Source organism: Kribbella orskensis, from assembly GCF_004342085.1.
Classification (GTDB): Bacteria; Actinomycetota; Actinomycetes; order Propionibacteriales; family Kribbellaceae; genus Kribbella; species Kribbella orskensis.
In genome coordinates this window covers 302,782-325,237 of sequence record NZ_SLWM01000003.1, presented here as the reverse complement: position 1 = coordinate 325,237, position 22,456 = coordinate 302,782, and the positions used below count along the sequence as shown (strand labels likewise).

General features: G+C 68.7%; 23 protein-coding genes, 3 tRNA genes and 1 pseudogene. 12 read left to right on the top strand and 15 right to left on the bottom strand.

Features of this window, described 5'->3' with window-relative positions:
- Window positions 1-42: 42 nt before the first annotated feature.
- The 4 genes and pseudogenes from EV644_RS10450 to EV644_RS47495 all read left to right on the top strand — a co-directional run.
- Window positions 43-116, top strand: a tRNA-Ile gene (locus tag EV644_RS10450).
- Between the two features lie 33 nt (window positions 117-149).
- Entirely contained in the window at window positions 150-281 is a 132-nt protein-coding gene (locus EV644_RS46210; protein ID WP_241995359.1) for a DLW-39 family protein, read from the top strand.
- 10 nt (window positions 282-291) lie between these two features.
- Window positions 292-364 (top strand) — tRNA-Ala (locus EV644_RS10445).
- A 451-nt stretch (window positions 365-815) separates the two neighbouring features.
- A pseudogene (locus EV644_RS47495) lies at window positions 816-1,076 on the top strand (YdcF family protein); the annotation flags it as partial.
- 156 nt (window positions 1,077-1,232) lie between these two features.
- Here the strand turns inward: EV644_RS47495 and EV644_RS46205 are convergent.
- Together EV644_RS46205 and EV644_RS10430 are read right to left on the bottom strand one after the other, a co-directional pair.
- The gene (locus tag EV644_RS46205) at window positions 1,233-1,778 is read right to left on the bottom strand and encodes a hypothetical protein (RefSeq protein ID WP_241998436.1); all 546 of its coding nucleotides are present in this window, start codon (window positions 1,776-1,778) and stop codon (window positions 1,233-1,235) included.
- Between the two features lie 668 nt (window positions 1,779-2,446).
- Entirely contained in the window at window positions 2,447-2,806 is a 360-nt protein-coding gene (locus EV644_RS10430; RefSeq protein ID WP_132189942.1) for a YciI family protein, read from the bottom strand.
- A 528-nt stretch (window positions 2,807-3,334) separates the two neighbouring features.
- Here EV644_RS10430 and EV644_RS44455 point away from each other — a divergent pair.
- Window positions 3,335-3,400, top strand: a tRNA-Ala gene (locus EV644_RS44455).
- Between the two features lie 115 nt (window positions 3,401-3,515).
- Here the strand turns inward: EV644_RS44455 and EV644_RS10425 are convergent.
- Together EV644_RS10425 and EV644_RS10420 are read right to left on the bottom strand one after the other, a co-directional pair.
- Window positions 3,516-3,788 (bottom strand): hypothetical protein, encoded by a 273-nt coding sequence (locus tag EV644_RS10425; protein WP_132189943.1) that lies wholly within the window; start codon window positions 3,786-3,788, stop codon window positions 3,516-3,518.
- Window positions 3,789-3,943: 155 nt separating this feature from the next.
- Window positions 3,944-4,882, bottom strand: coding sequence for a PrsW family intramembrane metalloprotease (locus tag EV644_RS10420; RefSeq protein ID WP_158292780.1), 939 nt, complete (start codon window positions 4,880-4,882; stop codon window positions 3,944-3,946).
- Window positions 4,883-5,133: 251 nt separating this feature from the next.
- Between EV644_RS10420 and EV644_RS10415 the strand changes: the two genes are divergently transcribed.
- Complete coding sequence (locus EV644_RS10415; RefSeq protein WP_132189945.1) at window positions 5,134-5,607, top strand: carboxymuconolactone decarboxylase family protein; 474 nt, start codon at window positions 5,134-5,136, stop codon at window positions 5,605-5,607.
- Window positions 5,608-5,764: 157 nt separating this feature from the next.
- Here the strand turns inward: EV644_RS10415 and EV644_RS10410 are convergent, their stop codons facing one another.
- Complete coding sequence (locus EV644_RS10410; RefSeq protein ID WP_132189946.1) at window positions 5,765-6,247, bottom strand: GNAT family N-acetyltransferase; 483 nt, start codon at window positions 6,245-6,247, stop codon at window positions 5,765-5,767.
- Window positions 6,248-6,257: 10 nt separating this feature from the next.
- Between EV644_RS10410 and EV644_RS10405 the strand changes: the two genes are divergently transcribed.
- A complete protein-coding gene (locus EV644_RS10405; protein WP_132189947.1) occupies window positions 6,258-6,668 on the top strand; it encodes a hypothetical protein in 411 nt (136 codons plus the stop codon).
- 87 nt (window positions 6,669-6,755) lie between these two features.
- On the opposite strand, the gene EV644_RS10400 is transcribed toward EV644_RS10405, so the two are convergent.
- On the bottom strand, window positions 6,756-7,367 hold the full coding sequence (locus EV644_RS10400) for a pentapeptide repeat-containing protein (RefSeq protein ID WP_132189948.1): 612 nt from the start codon (window positions 7,365-7,367) through the stop codon (window positions 6,756-6,758).
- A gap of 408 nt (window positions 7,368-7,775) precedes the next feature.
- Between EV644_RS10400 and EV644_RS10390 the strand changes: the two genes are divergently transcribed.
- A complete protein-coding gene (locus EV644_RS10390) occupies window positions 7,776-8,489 on the top strand; it encodes a protein phosphatase 2C domain-containing protein (protein ID WP_241998495.1) in 714 nt (237 codons plus the stop codon).
- Here EV644_RS10390 and EV644_RS10385 read toward each other — a convergent pair.
- From EV644_RS10385 to EV644_RS10375, 3 genes are all read right to left on the bottom strand, one after another.
- On the bottom strand, window positions 8,463-9,578 hold the full coding sequence (locus EV644_RS10385; protein ID WP_132189950.1) for a DUF4328 domain-containing protein: 1,116 nt from the start codon (window positions 9,576-9,578) through the stop codon (window positions 8,463-8,465). The genes EV644_RS10390 and EV644_RS10385 overlap by 27 nt on opposite strands.
- Before the next feature lie 107 nt (window positions 9,579-9,685).
- Window positions 9,686-11,227 carry a glycerol-3-phosphate dehydrogenase/oxidase gene (locus tag EV644_RS10380; RefSeq protein ID WP_132189951.1) on the bottom strand — a complete coding sequence of 514 codons (1,542 nt, stop codon included), beginning with the start codon at window positions 11,225-11,227 and terminating at the stop codon, window positions 9,686-9,688.
- Window positions 11,224-11,952, bottom strand: a complete 729-nt coding sequence (locus EV644_RS10375) for a TetR/AcrR family transcriptional regulator (protein ID WP_241998438.1) — start codon at window positions 11,950-11,952, stop codon at window positions 11,224-11,226. The genes EV644_RS10380 and EV644_RS10375 overlap by 4 nt, the downstream gene beginning before the upstream one ends.
- Before the next feature lie 118 nt (window positions 11,953-12,070).
- Between EV644_RS10375 and EV644_RS10370 the strand changes: the two genes are divergently transcribed.
- Window positions 12,071-13,711 carry an FAD-binding oxidoreductase gene (locus EV644_RS10370; RefSeq protein ID WP_132189952.1) on the top strand — a complete coding sequence of 547 codons (1,641 nt, stop codon included), beginning with the start codon at window positions 12,071-12,073 and terminating at the stop codon, window positions 13,709-13,711.
- Window positions 13,712-13,897: 186 nt separating this feature from the next.
- Here EV644_RS10370 and EV644_RS10365 read toward each other — a convergent pair whose 3' ends face one another.
- A complete protein-coding gene (locus EV644_RS10365; RefSeq protein ID WP_132189953.1) occupies window positions 13,898-14,695 on the bottom strand; it encodes an alpha/beta hydrolase in 798 nt (265 codons plus the stop codon).
- Between the two features lie 104 nt (window positions 14,696-14,799).
- On the opposite strand from EV644_RS10365, the gene EV644_RS10360 reads away from it, so the two are divergent.
- A complete protein-coding gene (locus EV644_RS10360) occupies window positions 14,800-15,519 on the top strand; it encodes an SDR family NAD(P)-dependent oxidoreductase (protein WP_132189954.1) in 720 nt (239 codons plus the stop codon).
- Window positions 15,516-16,550, top strand: coding sequence for an S-adenosylmethionine:tRNA ribosyltransferase-isomerase (locus tag EV644_RS10355; RefSeq protein WP_132189955.1), 1,035 nt, complete (start codon window positions 15,516-15,518; stop codon window positions 16,548-16,550). The genes EV644_RS10360 and EV644_RS10355 overlap by 4 nt, the downstream gene beginning before the upstream one ends.
- A 250-nt stretch (window positions 16,551-16,800) precedes the next feature.
- Here EV644_RS10355 and EV644_RS10350 read toward each other — a convergent pair whose 3' ends face one another.
- Both EV644_RS10350 and EV644_RS10345 read right to left on the bottom strand, forming a co-directional pair.
- Window positions 16,801-17,736 (bottom strand): aldo/keto reductase, encoded by a 936-nt coding sequence (locus tag EV644_RS10350; RefSeq protein WP_132189956.1) that lies wholly within the window; start codon window positions 17,734-17,736, stop codon window positions 16,801-16,803.
- On the bottom strand, window positions 17,736-18,329 hold the full coding sequence (locus EV644_RS10345; RefSeq protein ID WP_132189957.1) for a TetR/AcrR family transcriptional regulator: 594 nt from the start codon (window positions 18,327-18,329) through the stop codon (window positions 17,736-17,738). The genes EV644_RS10350 and EV644_RS10345 overlap by 1 nt, the downstream gene beginning before the upstream one ends.
- An 83-nt stretch (window positions 18,330-18,412) precedes the next feature.
- Here EV644_RS10345 and EV644_RS10340 point away from each other — a divergent pair, with 83 nt between their 5' ends.
- On the top strand, window positions 18,413-18,859 hold the full coding sequence (locus tag EV644_RS10340; protein WP_132189958.1) for a PPOX class F420-dependent oxidoreductase: 447 nt from the start codon (window positions 18,413-18,415) through the stop codon (window positions 18,857-18,859).
- On the opposite strand, the gene EV644_RS10335 is transcribed toward EV644_RS10340, so the two are convergent.
- From EV644_RS10335 to EV644_RS10325, 3 genes are read right to left on the bottom strand one after another with little or no spacing between them, the layout of a single operon-like run.
- On the bottom strand, window positions 18,822-19,403 hold the full coding sequence (locus EV644_RS10335; protein WP_132189959.1) for a cysteine hydrolase family protein: 582 nt from the start codon (window positions 19,401-19,403) through the stop codon (window positions 18,822-18,824). The genes EV644_RS10340 and EV644_RS10335 overlap by 38 nt on opposite strands.
- Entirely contained in the window at window positions 19,400-20,476 is a 1,077-nt protein-coding gene (locus EV644_RS10330; protein ID WP_132189960.1) for a LacI family DNA-binding transcriptional regulator, read from the bottom strand. Before EV644_RS10330 ends, EV644_RS10335 begins: the two co-directional genes overlap by 4 nt.
- A 9-nt stretch (window positions 20,477-20,485) precedes the next feature.
- Window positions 20,486-22,456, bottom strand: coding sequence for a DUF2264 domain-containing protein (locus EV644_RS10325; protein ID WP_132189961.1), 1,971 nt, complete (start codon window positions 22,454-22,456; stop codon window positions 20,486-20,488).

The following is a 22,456-nucleotide window of genomic DNA, read 5'->3' as shown; positions in this document are numbered from 1 at the left end:
CGTTCAGTGCGGTAATCTCTCCCGGGTTCGACCCCGCAACGCGGGCCTATAGCTCAGACGGTTAGAGCGCTGCCCTGATAAGGCAGAGGTCACTGGTTCAAGTCCAGTTAGGCCCACCCCCAGATCGACAGGCGATCCAAGGAGTCCCGGTGCTGAAGAAGGTTCTGCTGGTCCTGCTGGCCAGCATCGGTGGATACTTCGCTTACAAGAAGACCCAGCAGGCCCGCGCCGAGCAGGACCTCTGGGCCGAGGCCGTCGACCCGGTCACCCCGGGCCGCTGACCACCCCCACGGGGGCGTAGCTCAACTGGCAGAGCACTGCCTTTGCAAGGCAGGGGTTAGGGGTTCGAGTCCCCTCGTCTCCACAACCACGTTTCCCCTGGGCAGAGCCTGATTCCCGGCTCCCTCCCCCGTTGAGGTTGACGGCCAGGTCCATCCGCGCGCCACGCGCGTGCGACATCAGCCGTTCACCTCGTCGTCGCCCTGGTCCTCGCGCGCATTCGCGATCTGAGCGCGGGGCCTGCTGGACGCGGCGGCGGGTTCGCGGTGCTCACCATGCAAGGGCGATGACGAGCACAGGCCGAGTAATCGAGTTCGCCCGAGGCGTGCATGCCGCCAGTCGCTTCGCCTGGTCCTACACATTTACGATCCCGAATGAGTCCGACCACGGCCATACCCGCTGACGTTCTCGAAGCGACGCAGGTCCTTTGGGACTCCCACGACATGCATCACGAGCTCCGGCCGACCGACGTAGGTGTCGGCTAGGTAGCCACGATCTCGGGGTCGCCACATACGCCGCCGAGCTACCTGCGGAGCATGTTTCCGCTGATCGTGTTCACCGGCGCGAACGCTCCGACCACAGTAGAGCGATTTCCCCGAGGCGAGGCGATTCACTATGCCGAACACGCCCAGGAGTTGGGTGTCCCGGCAGACGCGATCATCATCGAGTCCGAGGCGACCAACACCGGGGAAAACATCGTCCTCACCCGAGCCGCCCTCGCGGAGCGCCGCATCTTCCCCAAGTCGGTAACGCTCATCTCGCGGCCCAACCAGCAGCGCAGGGCCTACGCCACCTGCCGCAAGATCCGGCACGCGTCAAGGGCGCACTTCGTGCGTCGCAGGCGATCGAGCAAACCGCGCTCGACCCTTGACCCGCACCGCGCTGACCTTGGTCTGGCAGCTAGCAGGGGACGGGGCAGATCCGGCGAGCGGAGCGTGGCTCCGGGTCAGCTGCTAGTTCAGTCCCAACGCGGCGGTCGCGACCTCGCAGAACAGGACGAGGTCGCTCTCGATGTTGGGGTGAGGTCCTCTGTTGACGACGATCTCGCGGCTGACGAACTCGTCGCCGTTGAAGACCTCGTGCAACACGAGGTTGCCCGCGCCCAGCAAGACGACGCCGTCGGTGGTGTGGAGGTGCCCGCTCAGCCCGGTGACGGTGCGCTCGACTGTGTGTACACCCTGCGGGTCGCCGGAGATGATCGTCTCGGAGAACTGCCCAGCCTGGTGCCGGAAGACGGTGGCGTTGTTCTGCGGGTTCGTGTAGACGAAGTCGACCACGCCGACGCTGCGGACGTCGACCGGCTGGTTGGGTGCGAGGAACGTGGTTTGCTTGATGGAGATCGCGGTGTCCACCGCATGCCTGGTCTCGCAGAAGTTGGGATCGGTGAACGAGTCGGTCATGGTGAAGTGGATGACGCCAGGATTAGCGGCGACCGCCGATGGCACTGCGCCCAGTCCGAGCGCAACGACGATTCCGACCACCAGTGCGAACCTACGCATTGGTCCCCTCCATTCGTGGTTCTGTCCCGGCAGCGGACGCGTTCGGTCACACCGAACGCCCGCCAGCGCGGGTCCCCCTCCCGAGCAGAGCGCGACCAGGCGACTCTGCCGCGTTGATGCCGGCCAGAGGCATCCTTCCCCCAGATGCACGAACACCACAGCGGACATCCGCCGAAGGTCCCGAGGCCAGGAAACACCCCGGGCGCGCGACCTGTAAAGGCGAGTCGGTCCACGTCAGAACCTGGTCACAGGCGGTGCTCGGACGCGGGCTCACATCGAGGACTAGGCCGCCCGCATCAAGCTCGTGATGCTGTTCGCACGCGTGCCAATAACGGGCCATTACGAGGGCCGCACAGGGTCACACCAATCCACGGCCGGCCACGGCACCACGCGGCCGACCGCTGTCAACGGGGGATCGGACGGACTCGTCATGAGAAGGTCGCCGTGCCACGGACGTGCCACAAGGGGAGAGCAGGAGCGGACCCGGCCGGTCAGCAACGGTCACTGACCAGCCCAGCCCGACGCTCAGCACTTGACCGCTCGGCCAGGTGCAGCAGCCCGGATCACCCGAACGAGGCTGCTCGCGGCGTACTGCTGGTGGTGGTCCGTACAACGCGTGAGAGCCCTGCCATGTTCCTCACCATTTGGTGAGGAACATGGCGATGGAGTCAGTCGGCCTGAGGCTGCGGCTTGAAGCGGCGAACCTCATGCGGCCAACCGCATGCCTCCGCGACCTTGCCCGCCCACATCTTGGCGGCCTCGTCATCGGCCACGTCCACCAGAGCGAACCCGCCCAGAAACTCCTTGGTCTCGACGTATGGTCCGTCGGTGATCAATACGTCGCCACTGGTGGGGTCGGCGTTGTAGACCGGGCCGTCCTCCTCCTCCAGTCCCCCGGCGAAGACGTACGTGCCGGCAGCCTTCATCTCGTTCACGACCGCCATGGCGCGTGGCCCGCGCCCGCGGAACCACTCCTCGGTGTGGTCACCCACCCACTGTTGGTTGAAGTAGATGAGGTACTCGGGCATGTCTGCTCCTTCGGCTCGAGCGGACCCGCTGTCCGCCTCCACCTACGCTACGAACGGCGTCCGGTGGATACGACAGCCGACGGCCAAAAGTTTCCACGGGACCTCCGCCGTTCGGTCCCCGCGCAGGCGCCATGTATCCCCTGTTCGCGGAGATCACGGCGCCCGCCACCGGCTACGAGTAGCCCAACCGCAAGTAGCCGCGATCCGCGCATTCGACCTCAGACCGGGGTGAGTGGCAGCCTCGGATGGACCGCTACGGACGGGTCTGCGGCAACTTTGAATCTCGCGGACAACGAGGCCCCCCGAGAGGCCCCCGAAGGGCCGTGAACAGCCGTCAACGACCCTCGAGTTCATCAGAGGTACCACAGCGATTGAACGCGCAGCGTTCGGGCGCTGCCAAACTCCACTGTCCCCCAGGGAGCTCGTGCCACACCTGTGCCACAGCGGGGGCGCACGAGTGGGCCCTGCTGGTCAGTGGCGGTCACTGGCCAGCCGAGCCCGGCGCTCAGCGGTTCACCGCTCAGCCAGGTGCAGGCAGCAGCCCGGATCGCCTTTGCAAGGCAGGGGTTAGGGGTTCGAGTCCCCTCGTCTCCACAACCTTCTTCCCCTGGTCAGAACGTGATTCGTGGCCGACCAGCGTGCACCGAGCCCGCGTGCGGCTTCGCGCCACTGGCGCGCCGTTCACTTGGACTTCCCCTTCTCCGCCTGCTCAAAAGCGCATGGTCTTTCCGAGCGGGTCAAGGTCGAACGTCAACAGGCCCCGCTGAACTGCCGGCAGTCCGTTCAGGATGTCGGAGGCCTCGTCCGGGGAGTTGACCTCCAGGAACAGCACGATTCCAGGCACGTCACCCACCTTGAACGCATACTCGGTAACGACTCGGTGCCGCACGAGCTCCCAGGCCTCCGTCGACACGCTGTTCCCGTCGAAGAACTTGGTGAGCTGCTCTGGCGTCACACCCTCTGCGATCCGTGAATTCGCCATGTAACGCATGCTTCCTCCAGTCCGCCTCAAAGGGCGCCTAGGTCAGGCAGCTCGCCCGAGCGCGGGTCATCGCCATGGTCGCACCGGAACCGGGCCGCACCAACGGCCACGGTCCGCGTTCACCGAAACTTCACCGCCACCTGGCGGCGGAGAGGTCAGGGCCGGGCTGTGGGGTGTGGTGTGGCGCCTCGGCGCCAGCTGCGGACTATCCAGAGGACTCCGACGAGGCCGTTGAGTGCCAGGGCGGCGTCGTACGTCACGTGGAAGACCCAGAGCTCCTCTGGTGTCGGAACCTCCTCCCAGTAGCTACCGTCCGGCCAGTCCGCGACCCAGCCGTTTCCGGTGAGTCCCTGGGTGATCCAGATGGCCCAGCCGTACGTCGCGTCCCATGCTCCGTGGAGTGCGGCGACGCCGGCGAGCGTCCAACCCACCCGCATAGTGAAGCGGAACCCGCCGTTGGCTCGAGCGGAAGCGGCGAAAAGGGCTCCACCGAGCAGCGCGGTCCAGGTCAGGTGGCCGAAGGGGGCGAGCATGGCTCGCGACACCTCGGTCTGCAGGATGTTCAGCTCGGGGTGGTCATCGGCGTGCTGGACATACGCGTAGAAGGCGTAGCCCGTGCTTTCGAAGGCGGCGAAGCCGGCGCCTACAGTGGCGCCCAGGACCATCCCTCCGTGCACCGTGCGCTCGCGTAGCCGCCAGGCGACCGCCACCAGCACTGCACCCTTGGAGACCTCCTCGATCAAGCCGACGCCGAAGAACCCGAGCGCGTTGCCCACCGGCCCAGACCCCGTCGGCAGCAGGTAGATCTCCGTCACGGCGGATACAACGACCCCGATCGTCCCGGCCGCGACAAACCCCGTGAGGACCACACTGGTGGTCAGGTTGCAGTCGTCCAGCCGAGCCAGCGCGAACGTCACGACCGTGATCGGCACCAGAAAGCTCCCGATCAGGAACAGGGTCGGTATCAGGATCTCGTCGTCGGTGACTGCTGTCACTCCAGCCGCGAGCACCCAGACCAGGAGGCCGGCCAGGAGAACCACGCGCCACGCGCGCTTCCCAGCGACAACGGGGATCTCCACAGGTTGATCGGCCACGCTCGGACTCTGACAGTCAAACGGCCATGGAACATCGTCCCCCGAGGGTGAGATCGCGTACGCCCACGTCGCCGGTCAGGGAGTCACCGACATGCAGCACCCGATCAGGCGGAAGACCCAGTAGGTCGAGGGTCAGTCGGAATTGCCCGCGGTCAGGGTCGGGGACGTAGGTCACATTCGTGCCGCCTGACATCGTGGGGGGCCGTTTCGTCGGAGTCGTGTAGCCAACGAGAACGGTAGAGGAGTTCGGTATGGATGCTCGTTTGAACCTTTTCGACAGCCCGACTGCGGGCAAGGTGCTCAAGTACGTCGGGTCCGCGGGGCGGGTGACTGCGGACTCGACGCTGCCCGCCGCGACGCAGGAGTTGGTGAGGCTCCGCGCGAGTCAGATCAACGGTTGCGGCTTCTGCACGGACATGCACACCAAGGACGCCGCCGCGGCTGGTGAGTCGGCGCAGCGCCTCAACCTGGTGGCGGCGTGGCGGGAGGCCACGGTGTTCACCGAGGCTGAGCGTGCTGCGCTGGAGCTGGCCGAGCAGGGCACCCGCATCGCCGATGCGGCCGGTGGAGTCACAGACGAGGCCTGGGCGAATGCGGCCAAGCACTACGACGAGGAGCAGCTCGCCGCACTGGTGTCGGTGATCGCCATCATCAACGCCTACAACCGGGTGAACGTGATGGTCCAGCAGCCCGCCGGCGACTACCAGCCCGGCCAGTTCGGATAGCCGGAAGCGCCTGGCCCGCGAAGTCGCGTGCCCGGCGCATGACCCGAGGATGACCGCCCGGTCCGTGCGGCGATGGCGCCGTCGCCGCACGATCGCGACCGAGGGTCGGTGGCGAAACAGCGCGCTGGTTCAGCTGTCCTGGGGGCTGGCTCAGGCCTCAGGGCAGAGGTGTGGTTTCAATGATCCGGAAGCCGCGGTGTTTGTAGTTTGTCAGGGCGTGGGGGTGGTCTGCGGAGGATGTTTGCAGCCAGACGCGAGTGGTTGGTTTGCCGGAGGGGGAGCTGAGATTCCAGGCGGTTTCGGTTGCGAGGGTGAGGAAAAGGCCGCCGAAGCCCTTGGACTGGAACTCGGGGAGCAGGCCGAAGATCACGATGCCCACGTTGCCGTTTGCAGCTAGCTCCAGTTCCACGAGACCGGCGACGGCGCCCTCGACCCGGGCGACCCACGTGTGGACTGCCGGCTGGGACAGTTCGTCCGCCCACCGTTCGTTGGTCCAGATACTCCGACCGCCTGAGCCCAGTGGCTCCCAGATGCGGACATAGACCGCGCGGATCAGCTCGGCGGAGTCCGGACCGACCTCTTCCAGGACCAACGGAGCTGGTGCCGGTCGCCCAGGAATCAACTGCCCCGCAGCTGTCATCTCGAGACACGTGACAATCATTTCCCCAACCCCTCGGTGCCCGGGTCCGCAGTACGTGGACTGCCGGACCAGCGTAAGCATTGTTGCCGGGGGCTACGAGGTTGTTGACCGATCGGGACTGCGTGAGCCGCGACTACGGAGGATCCGGACCCTGATCCCCCAGCTCGGCCGCTCCTGCCAACTGCACGATCTGGTCGCGAACTCCCTGGGCGCGATCGCCGGCGTCGGCCCGGCGGCCACGGTGCAACTCGTACTGCGCCCCGTCAGCGGGCCACGGACCCTGACGAGCCCCGTGTACGTCGTGGAGCACAACGCGGTACTGGCGGTTCGCAGGCCGTCGGTCAGGCATCGCCGGGCCGAGCTGGCACTCGCGATGGCGAAGAGCTCGGGCCGCCTCCGACCGGTGGCCAGAGCCCGATGAGGGGGCGTGGATGGTTTTCCACAGGTTGTGGATGAACCGGGGGATGACCGGTCAGGACGCTGAAGATATCCACAGGTGGAATCGTGGTCAGGGTCGAACCTCGAGGCCCAGCGACGTGGTGATCACCATCGCCTGGGTGAGATCGACAATGGCGTTCTTGAGCTCCACGGTCAGCGGGTCGAGGGTGGACAGATCTGAGCCGCGGAGGTCGGCCCCGGAGAAGTCGGCCTGGTGCATCCAGGCGCCGGACAGGTCCACATCCCGCAATGAAGCCTTGCTCGCCCTGAGCCCGGTCAGGTCGGCCTCCCGCAGTCTCACGCCGGTGAGTTCGACGCCGCGCAGATCCGCGCCGGGCAGGCCGACGAACGACCAGTCGCCGCCCTCGACCTTCATCAGGTTGTAGGAGCAGTCGTCGAACATGCTGCCCATCACTTTGCATCGCGTGAACGTGGTGTCGAAGAACGAGCACCGCACGAAGGTGCAGTTCACGAACGCGGCGTCGGTGTGGGTGGACGCGTTGAACCGCACGCCGCGGAAGGTGCACTCCTCGAAGACGCCGCCCTGGTTCGTGACCTCGGTCAGGTCGGAGTCGATGAACAGCACCTGGGCGTACGTCCGGCCCGACGGATCAGCGTCGTCCCAGTCCCGGATCGTCGTCTCGGTCTTCGGTGCGGGTCGTCCGTGTTTGCGGTCAGCCACGGCACTCCTCTCAGGTCACCTGCAGTGTGACGCCTCGGACCGACAGAGTTCAGCCGCCCGACAGAATTTCAGCCGGCCGACACGTTCAGCTGAACGACCAATCCAGGAGAGTGATCAGCGTGGCCGGATCTGAGCGGGTGATGGTCTTCGGCGCCGGCGGCTTCCTCGGCAGCGCGATCTGCCGGCTGCTCGTGGACCGCGGCATCGAGCACCGCGGCATGACCATTTGGTACAGAAGCAGCTCGGGTGGTCGGCCAGGATTCCGTTGGAGCAGTCGCTGCTCGACACCTGGATCGCCTGCCCGTCCAGATGACGGCTTCTGCTCACCGGGAGAATGGTGGGGTGGAGATTCGCTCAGCGTGTCAGCCGGCGCCCGACCGTCGTCCTCCCGCGGTCAACGAGGATCTGGTGTTGAGCGGGCCTGGGTTCGTGGTGGTGCTGGACGGTGCGACCGCGCCGGCCGAGCTGGACTCCGGATGCCGGCATTCGGTGGCGTGGCTGGTCGGCCGGCTGGGCGGGCAGTTGGTGGTGCCGTTGCTCGGTGGATCCGCGGCGCCGCTGGCGGACCTGTTGGCTGACGCGATCGCCGCCGTGATGGCCGAGCACGCGGACAGCTGCGATCTGGCGAATCCGGACAGCCCGTCGTCGACTGTGTCGATCGTGCGAGCCTCAGCGGACCAGGTCGATCATCTGGTCCTGGCGGATTCACCGGTGGTGCTGCGGTCGCCCGATCAGCGGATGACGGTGGTGGCGGATGACCGGATCGACCTGTTGCCGGAGTACACGTTCGGGGCCGTGCGGCGACTGCGGAACCAGCCTGGTGGTTTCTGGGTGGCGAGCACCGAGCCGAAGGCGGCGTACGAAGCAGTCGCCGGTACTACGGACCGCGCGGACGTCGAGGTGGTCGCGATGCTCACCGACGGGGCGTCGCGCTATGCGGAGCGCTACGGGCACACCTGGGAAGACCTGGTCGAGGTACTCGATACGGCCGGGCCGCAGGAGTTGATCGACCGGGTCCGCTCGTACGACACGAATGCGGCCGAGGGCACGTTCCGCGGCAAGCGCCACGACGACGCCAGCGCAGTCCTCTGGCGGCTAGCCCGGCGGCGTCCAACTCCGTGAGCCAGGCGGCTGCTGCCTGGCTCCAGACGTCGACTCCCCGGGATTCGTGGGCCGGCCAGGCGGTGGCTGCCCTCCTGGGTGCGGCTGTGCGCCGTAGGACGGGAACGAGCGGGGCGCGTTCCCCGGCTGCTGGCTCGGTGGAGGACCGAAGCCGGGCTGGCTGGTGTACGTCGGGCGCGGGGCGTACTGCGGTGGCTGCGGGTAGGTAACCGGGGTGGCGGGAGGCTGGCCCGGGTGGAGAAGGCCGAGTTCGGCGCCCCGGGTGTCCTGCCAGGTGCTGACTCGGAGGAGGAGCAGGGAGACTGTGACGGCGGCGGCGATCAGGAGGGCGATGGCGACCGTGAAGCCGATGTTCACCCCGAGGGCGACCCGAACCATGTCGTCCTGCAGGTCGTAGATGTCCACATAGTCACCCGTTGCGCCGGCCGCATCCGCCCGATCGACCAGTTGCACGATCCAGACGACGAAGCTGATCAGCACCGTCGCGCCGCCCGCGACCAGGATCACCCAGAAGCCGGTCCACGCGGCCCACCAGCCGTACAGCAGCGCGCGGACCTCGCCCGACTTGGCCGCGCCCGGTTGCGCGGGTGGCTCGCTCGCCTGGACGACGTCCTCGACCACTTCCAGCGGATACCAGAACTGGACGATCGGGCAGATCCAGCTGCCCACTACCCAGCCCTGCGTGTGCCGGTGCGAGTCGAACCCTCCGGGCGGGATCGGCCGGAACACCTGGGTGTTCTCCCGGGCCTGCCAGAGCCAGATCAGGAAGGCGATCGCCGTGCCGACGAACAGGTACCCGACCAGGTCCAGCAGTGGCCCGCTGTTGGTGATCGACTCGATCCCGCTGTCGAACTCGTCCTCGGAGACCAGCCCGTAGACGAATCGCTTGACGTCGTCGTACGAGCTCCACATCAGCACGACCTGGACCACGGCAGCGACCGCCGTCAGTCCCATCAGGCCGATGCTGATGAGCGCTATCCGCCGCAACGGCCGGTACTTCGGCGCCGCGACCACCGCCGGATAGGGCGGATACTGCCCCGCCGGATACCCCGGATAAGGCCCCTGCGGCCCCGGATAAGGCTGACTCACCTTCCCCACCTCCCCGTGGGACAAGTTATCCCAGCCCAGGGAGCCCTCACCCAGTTATCCACAGCCCAGCACACCATCGGCCGCCCGAGCGGGTGCAAACGCGCAGCTCAGACCGAGGCGAAGGCCTCTTGGGCTGCTGGCAGGGCAAGGGCCCTGTCGGAGGCGGAGAGACCGATCCGGGTGCGGCGGTCGAGGAGGTCGTCTTCGGTCAAGGCGCCCTCGTGGCGTACTGCGAAGCGGAGCTCGGCGTGGGTCGTCGCCAGCCCGGGCGCGATCGGCAGCAGGAGTGAGGGGTCTCCCGCGATGACGTCAGGCGCCTCGATGCCGTAGCGCTGGACGAAGCGGGCCGGTGCCCGGACGGCGGCCAGGTGGCCTGGGGAGGCGGCGCCGATGAGGGGGATGCGGTGGGTCAGGCATGGCCGGCGGACCTCGACCGACGACTGCGCGAGGGCGGTGTCGAGGACGTCCTGCGCCATCCGGCGGTAGGTGGTCAGCTTCCCGCCCACGATCGTCACGACACCTTCGGGACTCGTGATCACCGCATGCCGCCGTGAGATGTCGGCGGTCTTGGACCCGCCGTGGTGATGGCCGGTGTCGAGCAGCGGCCGCAACCCCGCATACGTGCCGAGCAGGTCGTCCCTGGTCAGCGGCACGCGCACGGCCGAGCTGATCGTGTTGAGCAAGAAGTCGATCTCGGACTCCGTGGCGCGCGGTACGTCGCTCACCGGGCCCGGTGCGTCCTCGTCGGTCAGCCCCACGTACACCCGGTCGTCCGGCGCGGGAATCGCCATCACCACCCGGCGCAACTCCCCCGGCACCGGAATGGTCAGCACGGCCGACAGTCCCCCGAAGGCCGACTGCGGCAGCACCAGGTGAGTCCCCCGGCTGGGCCGCAGCTTGATGCCCGAAGCCACCTGGTCCGCCCAGATCCCGGCCGCGTTGATGACGATCCGGGCATCCACGCTCAGCCGCCGGCCGGACAGCTGATCCACCAGCACCGCGCCGGCACCGGTCACCTGCTCGGCCGAGCACCGCGTGAGCACCCGCGCGCCGTATGACGCGGCGGTGCGCGCGATCGCGACGACCAGCCGCGCATCGTCGTACAGCTGGCCGTCCCAGGTGAGGAAGCCGCCGCGCAGTCCCTCGGGGCGCAGCGTCGGGGCGTAGCGGAGGATCTCGGCCGAGCTGATCCGGCGGGAGTGCGGCAGGTAGTCGTCACTGGTCCGCGCGAAGGTGCGGAGCACGTCGCCGCCGAGGAAGGCACCGCGCAGCATCGCCGCCTGCGCGATCCTTGCCTGCGGCAACCACGGCGCGACCTGCGGGACCGGGTGGACGAGATGTGGCGCGGTGGTCTTCATCAGGATGCCGCGCTCGACCGCACTCTCGTACGCGATCCCGACATGCCCCGAAACCAGGTAGCGCAGACCGCCGTGCACCAGCTTCGAGCTCCAGCGGCTGGTCCCGAAGGCCAGATCGTGCTTCTCCACCAGGGCAACGGTCAGCCCGCGCGCGGCCGCGTCGAGGGCGACCCCGACCCCGGTGACGCCGCCGCCGATCACCAGCACGTCGACCTTGCCGGTCGCCTCGAGCCAGTCCAGCTCGCGCGTCCGCCGGGCGGCGTTCAAACTGGCGTTGCCCACCGCGATCATGGCGTCAGGTACCTCGTCAGCATCACCCGCAGCTCCTCGTCCAGCTCCGGGTATTCCTTCGGCTCGGCCAGCACCGGTCCCGAGACAGCCGACGCGAGCGAGACCAGGATGATCTGCCGGGACAGCCAGTCCGGGTCGCCGTCGCGGATCGACCCGTCCGCCTGGCCCGCCTCGATCCCCGCCTTGACCAGCGCGAGGTGTGCGACCGTGCTGCTGCCCCGCCGCTCCAGCAGGTACGGCGTGAGGAACTCCGGGTCGAGCTCGATGATCTTGCGCATCAGCGGGTGGGTCCGGGTCTTCGCGACCACCTCGACGACACCTTCGACCAGGCGGGAGCGCCCGTCCACGGAGTCGGGCTGGAAGGCCGAGACCAGCGCGGTGGTCCACTCCCGGGTCATCAGCGCGGCGACCACGGCCTGCACGTTCGGCCAGCGGCGGTAGAGCGTCGCCCGGGAGACCTCCGCGTGCCGGGCGATGTCGGCCATCGTCATCCGGCGCATGCCGATCGCGAGCAGCAGTTCGTACGCCGCGTCGAGGATCCGCTCCTCGCCGATCGCGTTCGCCGGCGTCGGCCGGGTGGAGGCCGGAGCGGCCTCACCGTTGCCTGGGTCCGCCGAGGTCGCGCCAGTGGAGCCGCTGCCCGTGGAACTGCTGCCTGTCGAACTGCTGTCAGGAGAACCGGGGCCGCTGGAGCCGTTGGCGATTTCGCTGCTACGCTGAGACATCACACGTCAGAGTGTATCAGCGACTCCGGCGTGTGGGGAACGTCCGGACGAGGTGGAGACCAGGGGGTTTCACCTCTTCCGGACGGTACCGCCGAAGCCGACCGTTGGGGAGCCCCGAATGACCGAGTCCGACCTGCCGGTGGTGCAACTCACGCCCGGCCGCTGGGGCGACCCGGCCCACCCGGTCGAACTCCCCGCCGCCGCCGTCGAAGCCCTCAAGCACCTCGGCGTACGCCGCCCGGCCGCTCCCGTGGTGGACCCAGCCGTACGACGTACTGCGGGTGAGGGTGAGCCGGCAGGCGACGCGGCTCCGGGTGGCTCGACGGACGACCCGGAGTTCACCCTCGCCGCCCGGGAGGTGCTGGAGAAGGTGCTCGGCGCGGAGCATGTGAAGACCGACTTCGAGACGCGCTGGGGTCATACCCGCGGCTACTCGACGCCCGACCTGCTCCGCCATCGCGCGGGCGACACCTCGGACCTGCCGGCCGCCGTCGTCTACCCGGGCTCCCACGACGAAGTACAGGCGCTCCTCACCGCGTGCGACGAGCACCGGATCGCGATCTCCCCTTACGCGGGCGGCACCTCGGTCGTCGGTGGACTCGCCCCACAGCGCGCCACCTTCATCGCCGTAGACCTGCGCCGCCTGAACAGACTCGTCAGCCTCGACGAGATCTCCCGCACGGCGACCCTCGAGGCCGGCGTACGCGGTACTGCCGCCGAGGCCATACTCGCCGAGCACGGCTATACGCTCGGCCACTTCCCCCAGTCGTACGAGGGCGCGAGCATCGGCGGGTATGCCGCGACGCGCTCGAGTGGTCAGTCCTCGGCCGGCTACGGGCGGTTCGACCAGATGGTGGTCGGGCTGACCCTGGCGACTCCGCGCGGCAAAGTCGAACTGGGCCGCGCGCCGATGTCCGCGGCCGGCCCGGATCTCCGCCAACTCGTGCTCGGATCCGAAGGCGCCTTCGGCATCATCACCTCGGTCGTACTCAGGATCCGCCCCCGCCCCGCGGAGCGGTCCTTCGAGGGCTGGAAGTTCGCATCGTTCGACGAAGGCCTGACCGCGATTCGGCGCCTCGCCCAGGACGGCCCGCTCCCGACCGTGCTGCGGTTGTCCGACGAGGCCGAGACCGCGATCAACCTCGCCGACCCGGACGTCCTCGGCGGCGGCACCGGCGGAGCACTCGCGATCGTCGGCTTCGAAGGCACCCGTACCGCGGTACGCCGGGCCGAGGTGGCCGAAGTCCTCACCGCCGCAGGCGGCGAATCCCTCGGCAAAGGGCCGGGCGAGACCTGGCGCCAGGGTCGCTATCGCGCTCCTTATCTCCGCGACCCCTTGCTCGACGAGGGCGCGCTGGTGGAGACGCTCGAGACCGCCGGGTTCTGGTCGAGCTTGCCGACGCTGAAGGCGAAAGTCACCGAGGCACTGGTCACCGCCCTGTCCGAGCAGGGCACCCCTCCGTTGGTGCTTTGCCACGTCTCCCATGTCTACGAGACCGGCGCCTCGCTCTACTTCACGGTGATCTCCGCCCAGACCGACGACGCCGTAGTCCAGTGGCGCAAGGCGAAGGCTGCCGCGAGCCAGGCGATCGCCGCGGCCGGTGGAACGATCACGCACCACCACGCAGTCGGCACCGACCACCGCGACGCCTACATCGCCGAGATCGGCCCGCTCGCGGTCGAGGCCCTGCAGGCCGTCAAGCACGTGCTGGATCCGAACGGCATCCTCAACCCCGGGATCCTGCTCCCCGAGGACTGACCGGCATCCACAGTGGTATGCACAGCTGTTGATAACTTGCGTTAGGTAATCGAGCTATCGCGTCAAGTTAGTATCTTGACTCCACCTGGAGCGGCTGCAACTGGGCGGAGCCGGGCACGGGCGGTGGTGACCCGACCCCAGACGATGGCCTGCGGGTCAGCTGTCCGAGTACGAGGTCTACAGCAGTCAGCTGTGTTTGAGTGCCCAGTCCAGGGCGTAATCGGCCACCTCTTCCCAGCCCGGTACGCCGCCGGTGAAGTGGGGGCGGCCGGGGAACTCGTAGTAGTCGGTGACCGCGTTGCTCTTGTAGCGCTGGTAGTTCTCCTTGGTCATCGCCGGTGGGACGGTGTGGTCCGCGCCGCCGGCGATGATCAGGAGCGGGGCCCTGGTCTCGTTCTTGAAGTTCACCTTGGTGGCCGCGTTCGGTTTGAAGTTCGCGGTCGCCGCCTGGTAGAGCAGGCGCGCGGTCGAGGGCACGTGGTACTCGTCGTAGAGAGCGTCCGAGTCCGCCTTGCTCAGCGTGTTCGTGAAGGCGAAGTGCCACTGCTCCTTGGACAGCCCGACGGTCTTGTTGCGGTTCAGGGGGTTCGTCAGCGCCGGGGCCGAGGCCCTGAGGGCCGACAGCGGCAGCCGGAGGACTCCCTTGATCGGCGCCGGGTCGATCGCCACCCCGGCCGCGCCGAGTCCCCGGTCGAGCAGCAACTGGACGATCGTGCCACCGAACGAGTGGCCGATCAGGATCGGCGGGGTGTCGAGGTCGCGGATCTTGCGGTCGTAGCTGTCGACGATCTCGGTCAGGCCGAGCCCGTTCATCACCGACGGGTCCCGGCGCAGGGTCTCCAGGTCCGCGTTCATCCGCGGCCATTCGGGAGCGATGACAGTCTCGCCGCGCTCGGTGTAACGAGTGATCCAGTGCTGCCAGGACAGTGAGGTCAGCCAGAGACCGTGGATCAGGACGATGGTTCGGGGAGTGCCTTCAGTCATACGTGCTCCTCGGGTCGCCTCATGCTCGCAGCCGGTCATGGCCGAAGCAATGGATCCGGCGATCGCTTGACCTCAAGTTCTCTTGAGGTATGAGAGTGACGGACATGACTCCTGATTCCCTGACCCGTCCCGTTGCTCTCGTCACCGGCGCCTCCGCCGGTCTCGGCCTCGCCCTCGCGCACGGTCTGGCCGACCGTGGCTGGGCACTGATCATCGACGCCCGGGGCGCCGACGCACTGAAGGACGCGGCCGACGCACTGGCCGGCCGCACCGACGTCGTACCGCTCGCCGGTGACGTCACCGACCCCGACCACCGGGCCGACCTGGCCGACGCCGTCGGTGAGCTCGGCCGCCTCGACCTGCTGGTGAACAACGCCAGCTACCTCGGCCCGAGCCCGCTGCAACCGTTGGCCGTCGCCGACATCGACGAACTCCGGCGCGTTTACGAGGTCGACGTGATCGCGCCGATCGCCCTGGCCCAGGCGCTGGTGCCGGCGCTGACCGCGAACTCCGGCATCGTGCTCAACATCAGCTCCGACGCCGCAGTGGAGGCGTACGAGGGATGGGGTGGTTACGGCTCGGCCAAGGCTGCCCTGGACCACGCGAGCGCAGTACTGGCGGCGGAACACCCCGCGCTGGCCGTCTACGCGGTCGACCCGGGTGATCTGCGGACGGCGATGCACCAGGCGGCCTTCCCGGGCGAGGACATCTCGGACCGCCCGGAGCCGGCCACCGCAGTACCGGCGTTCCTGCAGTTGCTCGACAGCCGGCCGGCCAGTGGTCGCTACCGGGCGGCGGAGTTCGCTCCGGCGGTGACCTCGTGAGAGTTCGTCCCCACACCAGATTCACCCTGCCCGACGAGCTGAACGCGGTGGAGCCGCCGGAAGCGCGAGGGCTGGCCCGGGACCGGGTGAGGCTGCTGGTCGCGGAGGGGTCGACCGTCACGCATACCCGGTTCGACCGGATCGGGGAGCACCTGCGGCCGGGAGACCTGCTGCTCGTGAACACCTCTGGCACGCTGCCCGCGGCGGTGGACGGCTCGTGGATCACCGGCGCAGGAGTTGCTCCGGTTGTCGTCCACTTCTCCACAGCGCTCGACGACGGCACCTGGGTGGTCGAGTTGCGCAGTGGTGGTTTGCCGATGTTCGGTGGCGCGGCCGGCGACCGGGTGGAGCTCCCAGAGGGCACGCTGACTCTGCTGGAGCCGTACGACCCCGGGAGCACCAGGCTCTGGCGAGCCAAGCCGCCAGTTGCGGACGTGGTCGCCTACCTGGGCCGTCACGGTCGCGCGATCACCTACAAGTACGTCGACCGGAAGTGGCCGCTCGCGCTCTACCAGACGGTGTTCGCGAACCAGCCGGGTTCGGCGGAGATGCCGAGCGCTGGAAGGCCGTTCAGCTTCGAGCTGGTGAGTCAGCTGGCCGCGTCCGGAGTACTGATCGCGCCGATCCTGCTGCACTGCGGGGTGTCGTCGCTGGAGAGCTACGAGCCACCGCTGCCCGAGCGGTACGACGTACCGGAGCACACCGCGCGCCTGGTGAACTGGGTGAAGGCCAACGGCGGCAGGGTGATCGCTGTCGGGACCACGGCGGTGCGGGCGATCGAGTCGGCCGCACAGCCTGACGGATCGGTCGCGGCCGCGGGTGGCTGGACGGACCTGGTGCTGGGGCCGGATCATCCCGCTGCCGTCGTGGACGGGCTGATCACGGGCATGCACGCGCCGGACGCTTCCCACCTGCTCCTGCTGGAGTCGGTGGTCGGGGGCGGCGTCGTACAGCACGCTTACGACGCCGCCCTCCAACGTGGCTACCTGTGGCACGAGTTCGGCGACAGCTGCCTGATGTTGCGGAGCTGACCGCAGCCGGTCAGACCTTCTCCTTCTCGGCCGCAGGCTCCTGCTCGGCAACGACCTCGGGGATGACGACCTCAGGGACGTCGACCTCGGGCGCCGCCGGCTCCCCCAATGAGGTCACTGCGCTGAAGTCGGGCGGCGGGCCGATCAGCGGCGGTCCACCCTCGATGCCGGGCCGGGCCCGCTTGTCGACCGCCCGCGGCTCGAGGCTGCCAGCACCGATCCAGTCGGCCGCCGACCGCCTGTGGATGAATCAACGGCCGTCGAGCTGATGCGGTCCGAGGAAGTCGTCGGTGAGGAAATCCCGCGGGAAACCGAGCTCGAAATCAGTCGCGGACTCCAGCCGTCCGACAGCCTCGCCGGGCAGTTCCAGCTCGAGCGCGGCGAGGTTGTCGGCCAGCTGAGCAGGCGAGCTCGCCCCGGCGAGTGGGTGGACCGCCCGCGAGTGCGCCCGCGTCCAGGCAAGCGCCACCTGAGCCGGTGTCGCGCCCAACTCCCGAGCCACCTCCTGTACTGCGACCAGCACCTTGTGCTCGCGTTCATCCACAGCGGTGTCGGCGGATCGGCCCAGCTTCCCGTGCGCGAGCGGAGCCCAGGCCGCCACGGTCAGGCCGAACGCCTCGGCCATCGGCAGGAGTTCCCGCTCGATATCTCGCTGCAGGAGGCTGTACGGCACTTGCAGCCCGGCGAACTCCGTCCAGTCGTGCCACTCGGCCAGGGTGTTCGCCCGGGCGACGATCCACGACGGCGCGTCGGAGATCCCGGCGTACAGGATCTTGCCCGCCCGGACCGCGTCGTCGAGGGCGCGCAGGGTCTCCTCGATCGGCGTGTGCCGGTCCCAGAAGTGCACCCAGTAGATGTCCAGGTGATCCGTCCGCAGCCGGCGCAGGCTGGACTCGAGGGCGAGCCGGAGGTTCTTCCGATGGTTGCCTGCGGCATTGATGTCCGCGGGGTCGCGGGGCAGCGAGTACTTCGAGGCGAGCACGAACCGGTCGCGCCGCCCGGCGAGCACCTCGCCGACGATGTCCTCGCTGCCGCCGTACGCGTCGGCCGTGTCGATCACGTTGCCGCCGGACCCGGCGTACAGGTCGATGATCGGGCGGGCCTGGTCCACCGAGCCGAACCGCATGGCGCCGAGGAACAACTCGGAGACCCGCAGTCCGGTGCGGCCGAACAACCGGTAGCGCATCAGCGGCCGTACCCGTGCAGGAACGCGTGCACGCCGGTGGTGACGGCCTCGGTGATCTCGTCGGTGGTCAAGGACTCTCCTCGGTAGGACGGGTTGGCGCCGGAGACGAGCAGGGAGAAGTGGAGCGCCGCCCGGAGCGGGTCGTCCACCTCGAGCAACCCGTCGGCGGCGAAGGCGGCGAGCCGGTCGGCCAGCGCCCGCCGTACGGCGAGGGGGCCGGTCTCCTGCCAGGCCTGGATCGCCTCCTGCGGGATGTGCCCGGCCTCGGCGTTGACCTGCCGGACGAGGGCCGAGTGCTCGGCGTAGTCCGGCATCGGCGCCCGCCAGGCGAGGGCGAAGTCGACCAGGTCGGCCTCGAGGTCGGTGATCCTGCGTAGGTACCGGTCGATGATCTCCAGTTGCGCGGCGGCGACCCGGGCGGCGCTGTCCTGGATCACCGCGCGGAACAGCCCGGCCTTGTCCTGGAAGTGGTTGTAGATGGTCCGGGTGGAGACGGCGGCCTCGGCGGCGATCACATCGATGCTCGCCCGGGCGTAGCCGTCCCGCGCGAAGACCGTCAACGCCCCGGTCAGCACCGCCTGCCGCTTGTCCATCGACAACCCCTTGCGCTCAAGGTACACAACGGGCGTTGTACTGATTACAACGCCCGTTGTACCTTAACCTCGCAGAGGAAGTCATGTCTTTCACCGCAGCAGAACTCGCGTACCTGAAGTCCCAGCCACTCGCACGGATCGCCACCGTCGGCCCCGACGGCCAGCCGGATGTCGTCCCGGTCGGCTTCGAGTACGACGGCGTCCACTTCTACGTGGGCGGCGTCGACCCCGCGAAGACCCGCAAGGTGCTCAACGTCCAGGCGGGGCACGACCAGGTCGCCCTCGTCATCGACGACCTCGTCTCCACCGACCCGTGGTCACCGCGGTTCGTGCGGGTCTACGGCACCGCCGAGGTCGTCGAACGCAGCGGGATGTTCGGTCCGGGCGTCTACCTCCGGATCACCCCGACGACCAGTTGGAGCTGGCACCTCGACGGCCGGGCTGCCGACCACTCCGACGAGGACTTCGCGCCTCGCCGTACGGTTCACCCGGTCAGCGGCCGAGCAGACCAGGCAGCGTCGCAGCAGTGATGACCTCGGCCTGACGTGGGAAGACCTGCTCGGTCAGCACCCGGTGGACTTCGGCGTTGGGATCAGCACAGCAGTCGGCCAGCACATAGAGGCGGTAGTCCCGGTCTGCGGCGTCGCGCACGGTGGACAGCACCACGCCGCTCGTGGAGACGCCGGCCAGGATCAGGTTGTCGGTGGTGCGCGGGTTGAGCAGCTTCGCCAGGTTCGTGGTGCTGAAGGCGCCGACGCGGGTCTTGGTGACCACGATGTCGCCCGGCTCAGGGGCCAGTTCAGCGATGATCGCAGCCTCCGCGGACCCGTCGGCCAGGCGACCTGATCCGGCCAGTACGGCGAACGACTTGTTCAGCGGGGAGACCGCGTCGTAGTCCTGGGCGCCGAACGCGACTCTGACGTACGCGATCCGCACACCGGCCGACCTCGCTCGCCGGAGGACCTGCGCGGTACGCCGGACCAGCTCATCCGGGTCGGCGAGGTTCCTCACGATGCCCGTCTGGAAGTCCATCACCAGCAAGGCGGTCCGGGTCGGGTCGAGGGGCATGGTCATGCCTGGCTTCCTCCCGTGAGCGGGCGAACTGAGGTACGGATGACGATGTGGGTGCCCAGGAGTTGGCGTTCCCGGCCGGAGCCGGGGGCTGGGCGTTCCACTGCGAGGCGGACGGCGGCCTTGCCCATCTCCTCGTGCGGCATGTAGACGGTGGTCAGCGGTGGCGAGAGCTCCTGCGCCACCGGGATGTTGTCGTAGCCGACCAGGGAGATGTCGTCGGGCACGCTGAGGCCCTTCTCCCGCAGGGCGGCCAGAGCACCCGAGGCCATCACGTCGTTGTGCGCGAAGATCGCGGTGAACCGCAGGCCCTCCGCCAGAGCGCGCAGACAGCCCTGGTAGCCGCCGCTGCGGTCGGCGGTGTTGGCGATCACCAGCGCGGGGTCGATCGCAGTACCGAAGTCCTGGTGGGCTGTGCGGTATCCCTCGACCCGGCCGATCGTCGTGGTCGAGCGCTCGGGTCCGGTCAGCGTCAGGATCCGCCGGTGCCCCATCGACAACAGGTGGCTCGTCACCGCGTAGGCCCCGCCGCGGTTGTCGTACTCGACGACCAGAGCCGGTACGCCGGGCGCAAGTGGAGGCCGGCCACAGAGCACCAGCTGGGAACCCCGGGCGTGCAAGGCGCGAGCGTGCTTCTCCATCCGCTGCTCGTAGTCGTCGGTGAGCTCCACGCCGCCGACCAGGATCACCGCCTCGACGTCGTCCTGCTCCTCGAGCCGGGCGAACACTTCTTCCTCGCGGCGCAGGTCTCCACCGGTGATGTAGACCGCGCTGAGCCGGCCGTAATCACCCGCGGCCTCGGCGACGCCGGTGGCGACCAGGCTGCGCAGCGGCGACACCACGTCCGACACGATCATCGCGATCGACGTCGCCGGGGCGGACCGCTTCGGCGTCCGGGAGGTGACGACGTACTGGAGCTCCTCGACGGCTTGGAGCACCTTCGCGCGCGTCGGCTCGGCGACCGGATAGTCGCTGGTCAGCGCGCGCGACGCGGTGGCGACCGAGACCTGGGCGCGCCGGGCGACGTCGCGCAGCGTCGGCCCGCGTCGCGTCGGTGCTCCCTCGATCTCAGCCATCAGTACTTCTTACCTGATCCCGGTGAAAATTGCGTCGAGGTCGAACTCCTGCTCGCGCCCGTCCGGCCAAACCACCGTCACGATTACGCCGTCAACGCTCGCGCTGACGGTGTCCTTCACCTCGACACCGCTCAGCGAAGCACTCGCCACATAGACGGGGTTCTCCCTCGACGTCGTACCGACCAGCTCGGGCACGACCGCCCACTCGCCGTACGCGGTCCCGTACGACGCGGACGCCGAGCCCGCCGATTCCCAACCGTGCAAGCCGGACACACTCGATCGAAGCCCTCCGGCCTGTACGCCGACCGTCGTGCCGGCGACGGCTTGTTCGAAGTCGGACGGGTGTGAGCCCGCGACCGCCCAGCCCGACAACCGCAACGGCAGCGCGGGCGGAACCCAGACCAGCCGGTGGATCCGCACCTCGAGAGCACCCTGGACTGCGGTGATGCTGTCGATCCGCGCGGATGGCAGCACGGGCCCACCGTCGGCCGTGTCGCTCCCCTCCCACGGCGAGAACCGGGGGAACCTCGGCGCATGCCAGGACGCGAGCCAGTTGTCCCCCGCCGCGGTGTTGTGGATCCGGCGTCGCGCACTCCAGACCCGGCGGATCTTCACCTGCAGGTCGTTGTCCGACGGATCGTGCAGCGAGGTCGGCCCGGTCCGGGTCGAGTAGCCGAAGCGGGAGTACAGCGGATCAGGCGCTCCCGCGTCCGCAGCATCCGGCTTCAGGTGGTCGTTGCCGTGGTTGTGCACCCGGACGAGTCCGTCAGCCGCGGTGTTCTGGATCAGCAGCCCTGCCGGCCCCACCGCGCGGACATAGTCGGCCTGGTCCGCGGGCAGCTCCTCCTCAGCTGCCGTCCAGACCGGATGATCCGCCGGCAGCATCAGTGCCAGGAACCCCTTCGACGCCCAGTACGGCGAACCCGGGCCGGAGTACCGCTGGACGGTCGGCAGGTGCTCGCCGTGCCAGCCGAGCGAGAGGACCCCGTGGTCCGTGATCGAGCCGCGTTCGACGAAGTAGCGCAGTCCCGCCGACAGGATGCGCCGCGACTGCCCGGGGCTCAACGGGGTCTGGTTCGCCAGTTCGCCGAGAGCCACCGCCGCCAGGGTCGCCGTACGGTAGGTCATGCTGCGGCCGTAGTACAGCGGTGAGCCGTCGCGGTCGAAGGTCTTCCCGAACGTCTCGAGGAACTCCTTCAGCCGCGGCCCGAGCTTCTCCTCCAGCGCCGTCAGGCCGCGCAGGTGCGCGTGCAGCACCGGGTAGAGGTGCATCGCCCAGCCGACGTAGTGGTCGAACGCATCGCCCGCGCCGTCGCTGTACCAGCCCTCGCCGCGATACCAGCCCTCGATCAGCCCGAGCGCCCGCTCGATCACGTACGCCGTCTGCTCGTCCGCGCGGCCGACTCCTTCGAGGAAGCTCGCGATCGTGGCCGGGAAGAGGTACCAGTTGTTCGGCGAGGGCTCCTGCTCGATCGTCGCGCGGAACCAGGCGGCGAGGCGGTCCTGCTCGTCGGGCGCGAGCCGCCCCCAGGTGTCGTCCTTGGTGAGGTGCAGGCTGAGCGCGATGCCGGCGGCCTCGACGTGCGGCTGCCCGGTCCGGCCGACGTGTCCGACCACCGGCCAGGACTCGTCGTCATCGGCTCCGACCGTGCGGGTGCCCGCGACCAGGCCGTCGACGTACCTCTGCAGGTGGCCGTTCTTGTCCGAGCCACCCGCGTGCAGGAAAGCCGCCAGCAGGAAAGTGCGGGCGAAGCCTTCTAGCCCGTCGGTCGCCGGCCCCTGCTGGGACGGACGGCCCGGGAAGTTGATCCGTGCACCCTGCGGGGACCGGTACGCGTCGGCCGACTGCAGCAGGTGGTCGGCGACGGCGACCCAGTGGTCGCGGGTCAGTCCGGTGTACGGGCTCAGACCGCGGTCCTCGTCGGGGAGCAAGGAACCCAGCGGTCCGGAAACCTGCAGCGGGGGGAGCACGGGTTGCAT

Bases quoted from the DNA above. Each gene is read 5' to 3' on its own strand.
- EV644_RS46205 (WP_241998436.1), bottom strand. From the start codon at position 1,778: ATGCGTAGGTTCGCACTGGTGGTCGGAATCGTCGTTGCGCTCGGACTG.
- EV644_RS10430 (WP_132189942.1), bottom strand. From the start codon at position 2,806: ATGCCCGAGTACCTCATCTACTTCAACCAACAGTGGGTGGGTGACCAC.
- EV644_RS10425 (WP_132189943.1), bottom strand. From the start codon at position 3,788: ATGGCGAATTCACGGATCGCAGAGGGTGTGACGCCAGAGCAGCTCACC.
- EV644_RS10415 (WP_132189945.1), top strand. From the start codon at position 5,134: ATGGATGCTCGTTTGAACCTTTTCGACAGCCCGACTGCGGGCAAGGTG.
- EV644_RS10410 (WP_132189946.1), bottom strand. From the start codon at position 6,247: ATGACAGCTGCGGGGCAGTTGATTCCTGGGCGACCGGCACCAGCTCCG.
- EV644_RS10380 (WP_132189951.1), bottom strand. From the start codon at position 11,227: ATGATCGCGGTGGGCAACGCCAGTTTGAACGCCGCCCGGCGGACGCGC.
- EV644_RS10375 (WP_241998438.1), bottom strand. From the start codon at position 11,952: ATGTCTCAGCGTAGCAGCGAAATCGCCAACGGCTCCAGCGGCCCCGGT.
- EV644_RS10370 (WP_132189952.1), top strand. From the start codon at position 12,071: ATGACCGAGTCCGACCTGCCGGTGGTGCAACTCACGCCCGGCCGCTGG.
- EV644_RS10365 (WP_132189953.1), bottom strand. From the start codon at position 14,695: ATGACTGAAGGCACTCCCCGAACCATCGTCCTGATCCACGGTCTCTGG.
- EV644_RS10360 (WP_132189954.1), top strand. From the start codon at position 14,800: ATGACTCCTGATTCCCTGACCCGTCCCGTTGCTCTCGTCACCGGCGCC.
- EV644_RS10350 (WP_132189956.1), bottom strand. From the start codon at position 17,736: ATGCGCTACCGGTTGTTCGGCCGCACCGGACTGCGGGTCTCCGAGTTG.
- EV644_RS10345 (WP_132189957.1), bottom strand. From the start codon at position 18,329: ATGGACAAGCGGCAGGCGGTGCTGACCGGGGCGTTGACGGTCTTCGCG.
- EV644_RS10340 (WP_132189958.1), top strand. From the start codon at position 18,413: ATGTCTTTCACCGCAGCAGAACTCGCGTACCTGAAGTCCCAGCCACTC.
- EV644_RS10335 (WP_132189959.1), bottom strand. From the start codon at position 19,403: ATGACCATGCCCCTCGACCCGACCCGGACCGCCTTGCTGGTGATGGAC.
- EV644_RS10330 (WP_132189960.1), bottom strand. From the start codon at position 20,476: ATGGCTGAGATCGAGGGAGCACCGACGCGACGCGGGCCGACGCTGCGC.
- EV644_RS10325 (WP_132189961.1), bottom strand. From the start codon at position 22,456: ATGCAACCCGTGCTCCCCCCGCTGCAGGTTTCCGGACCGCTGGGTTCC.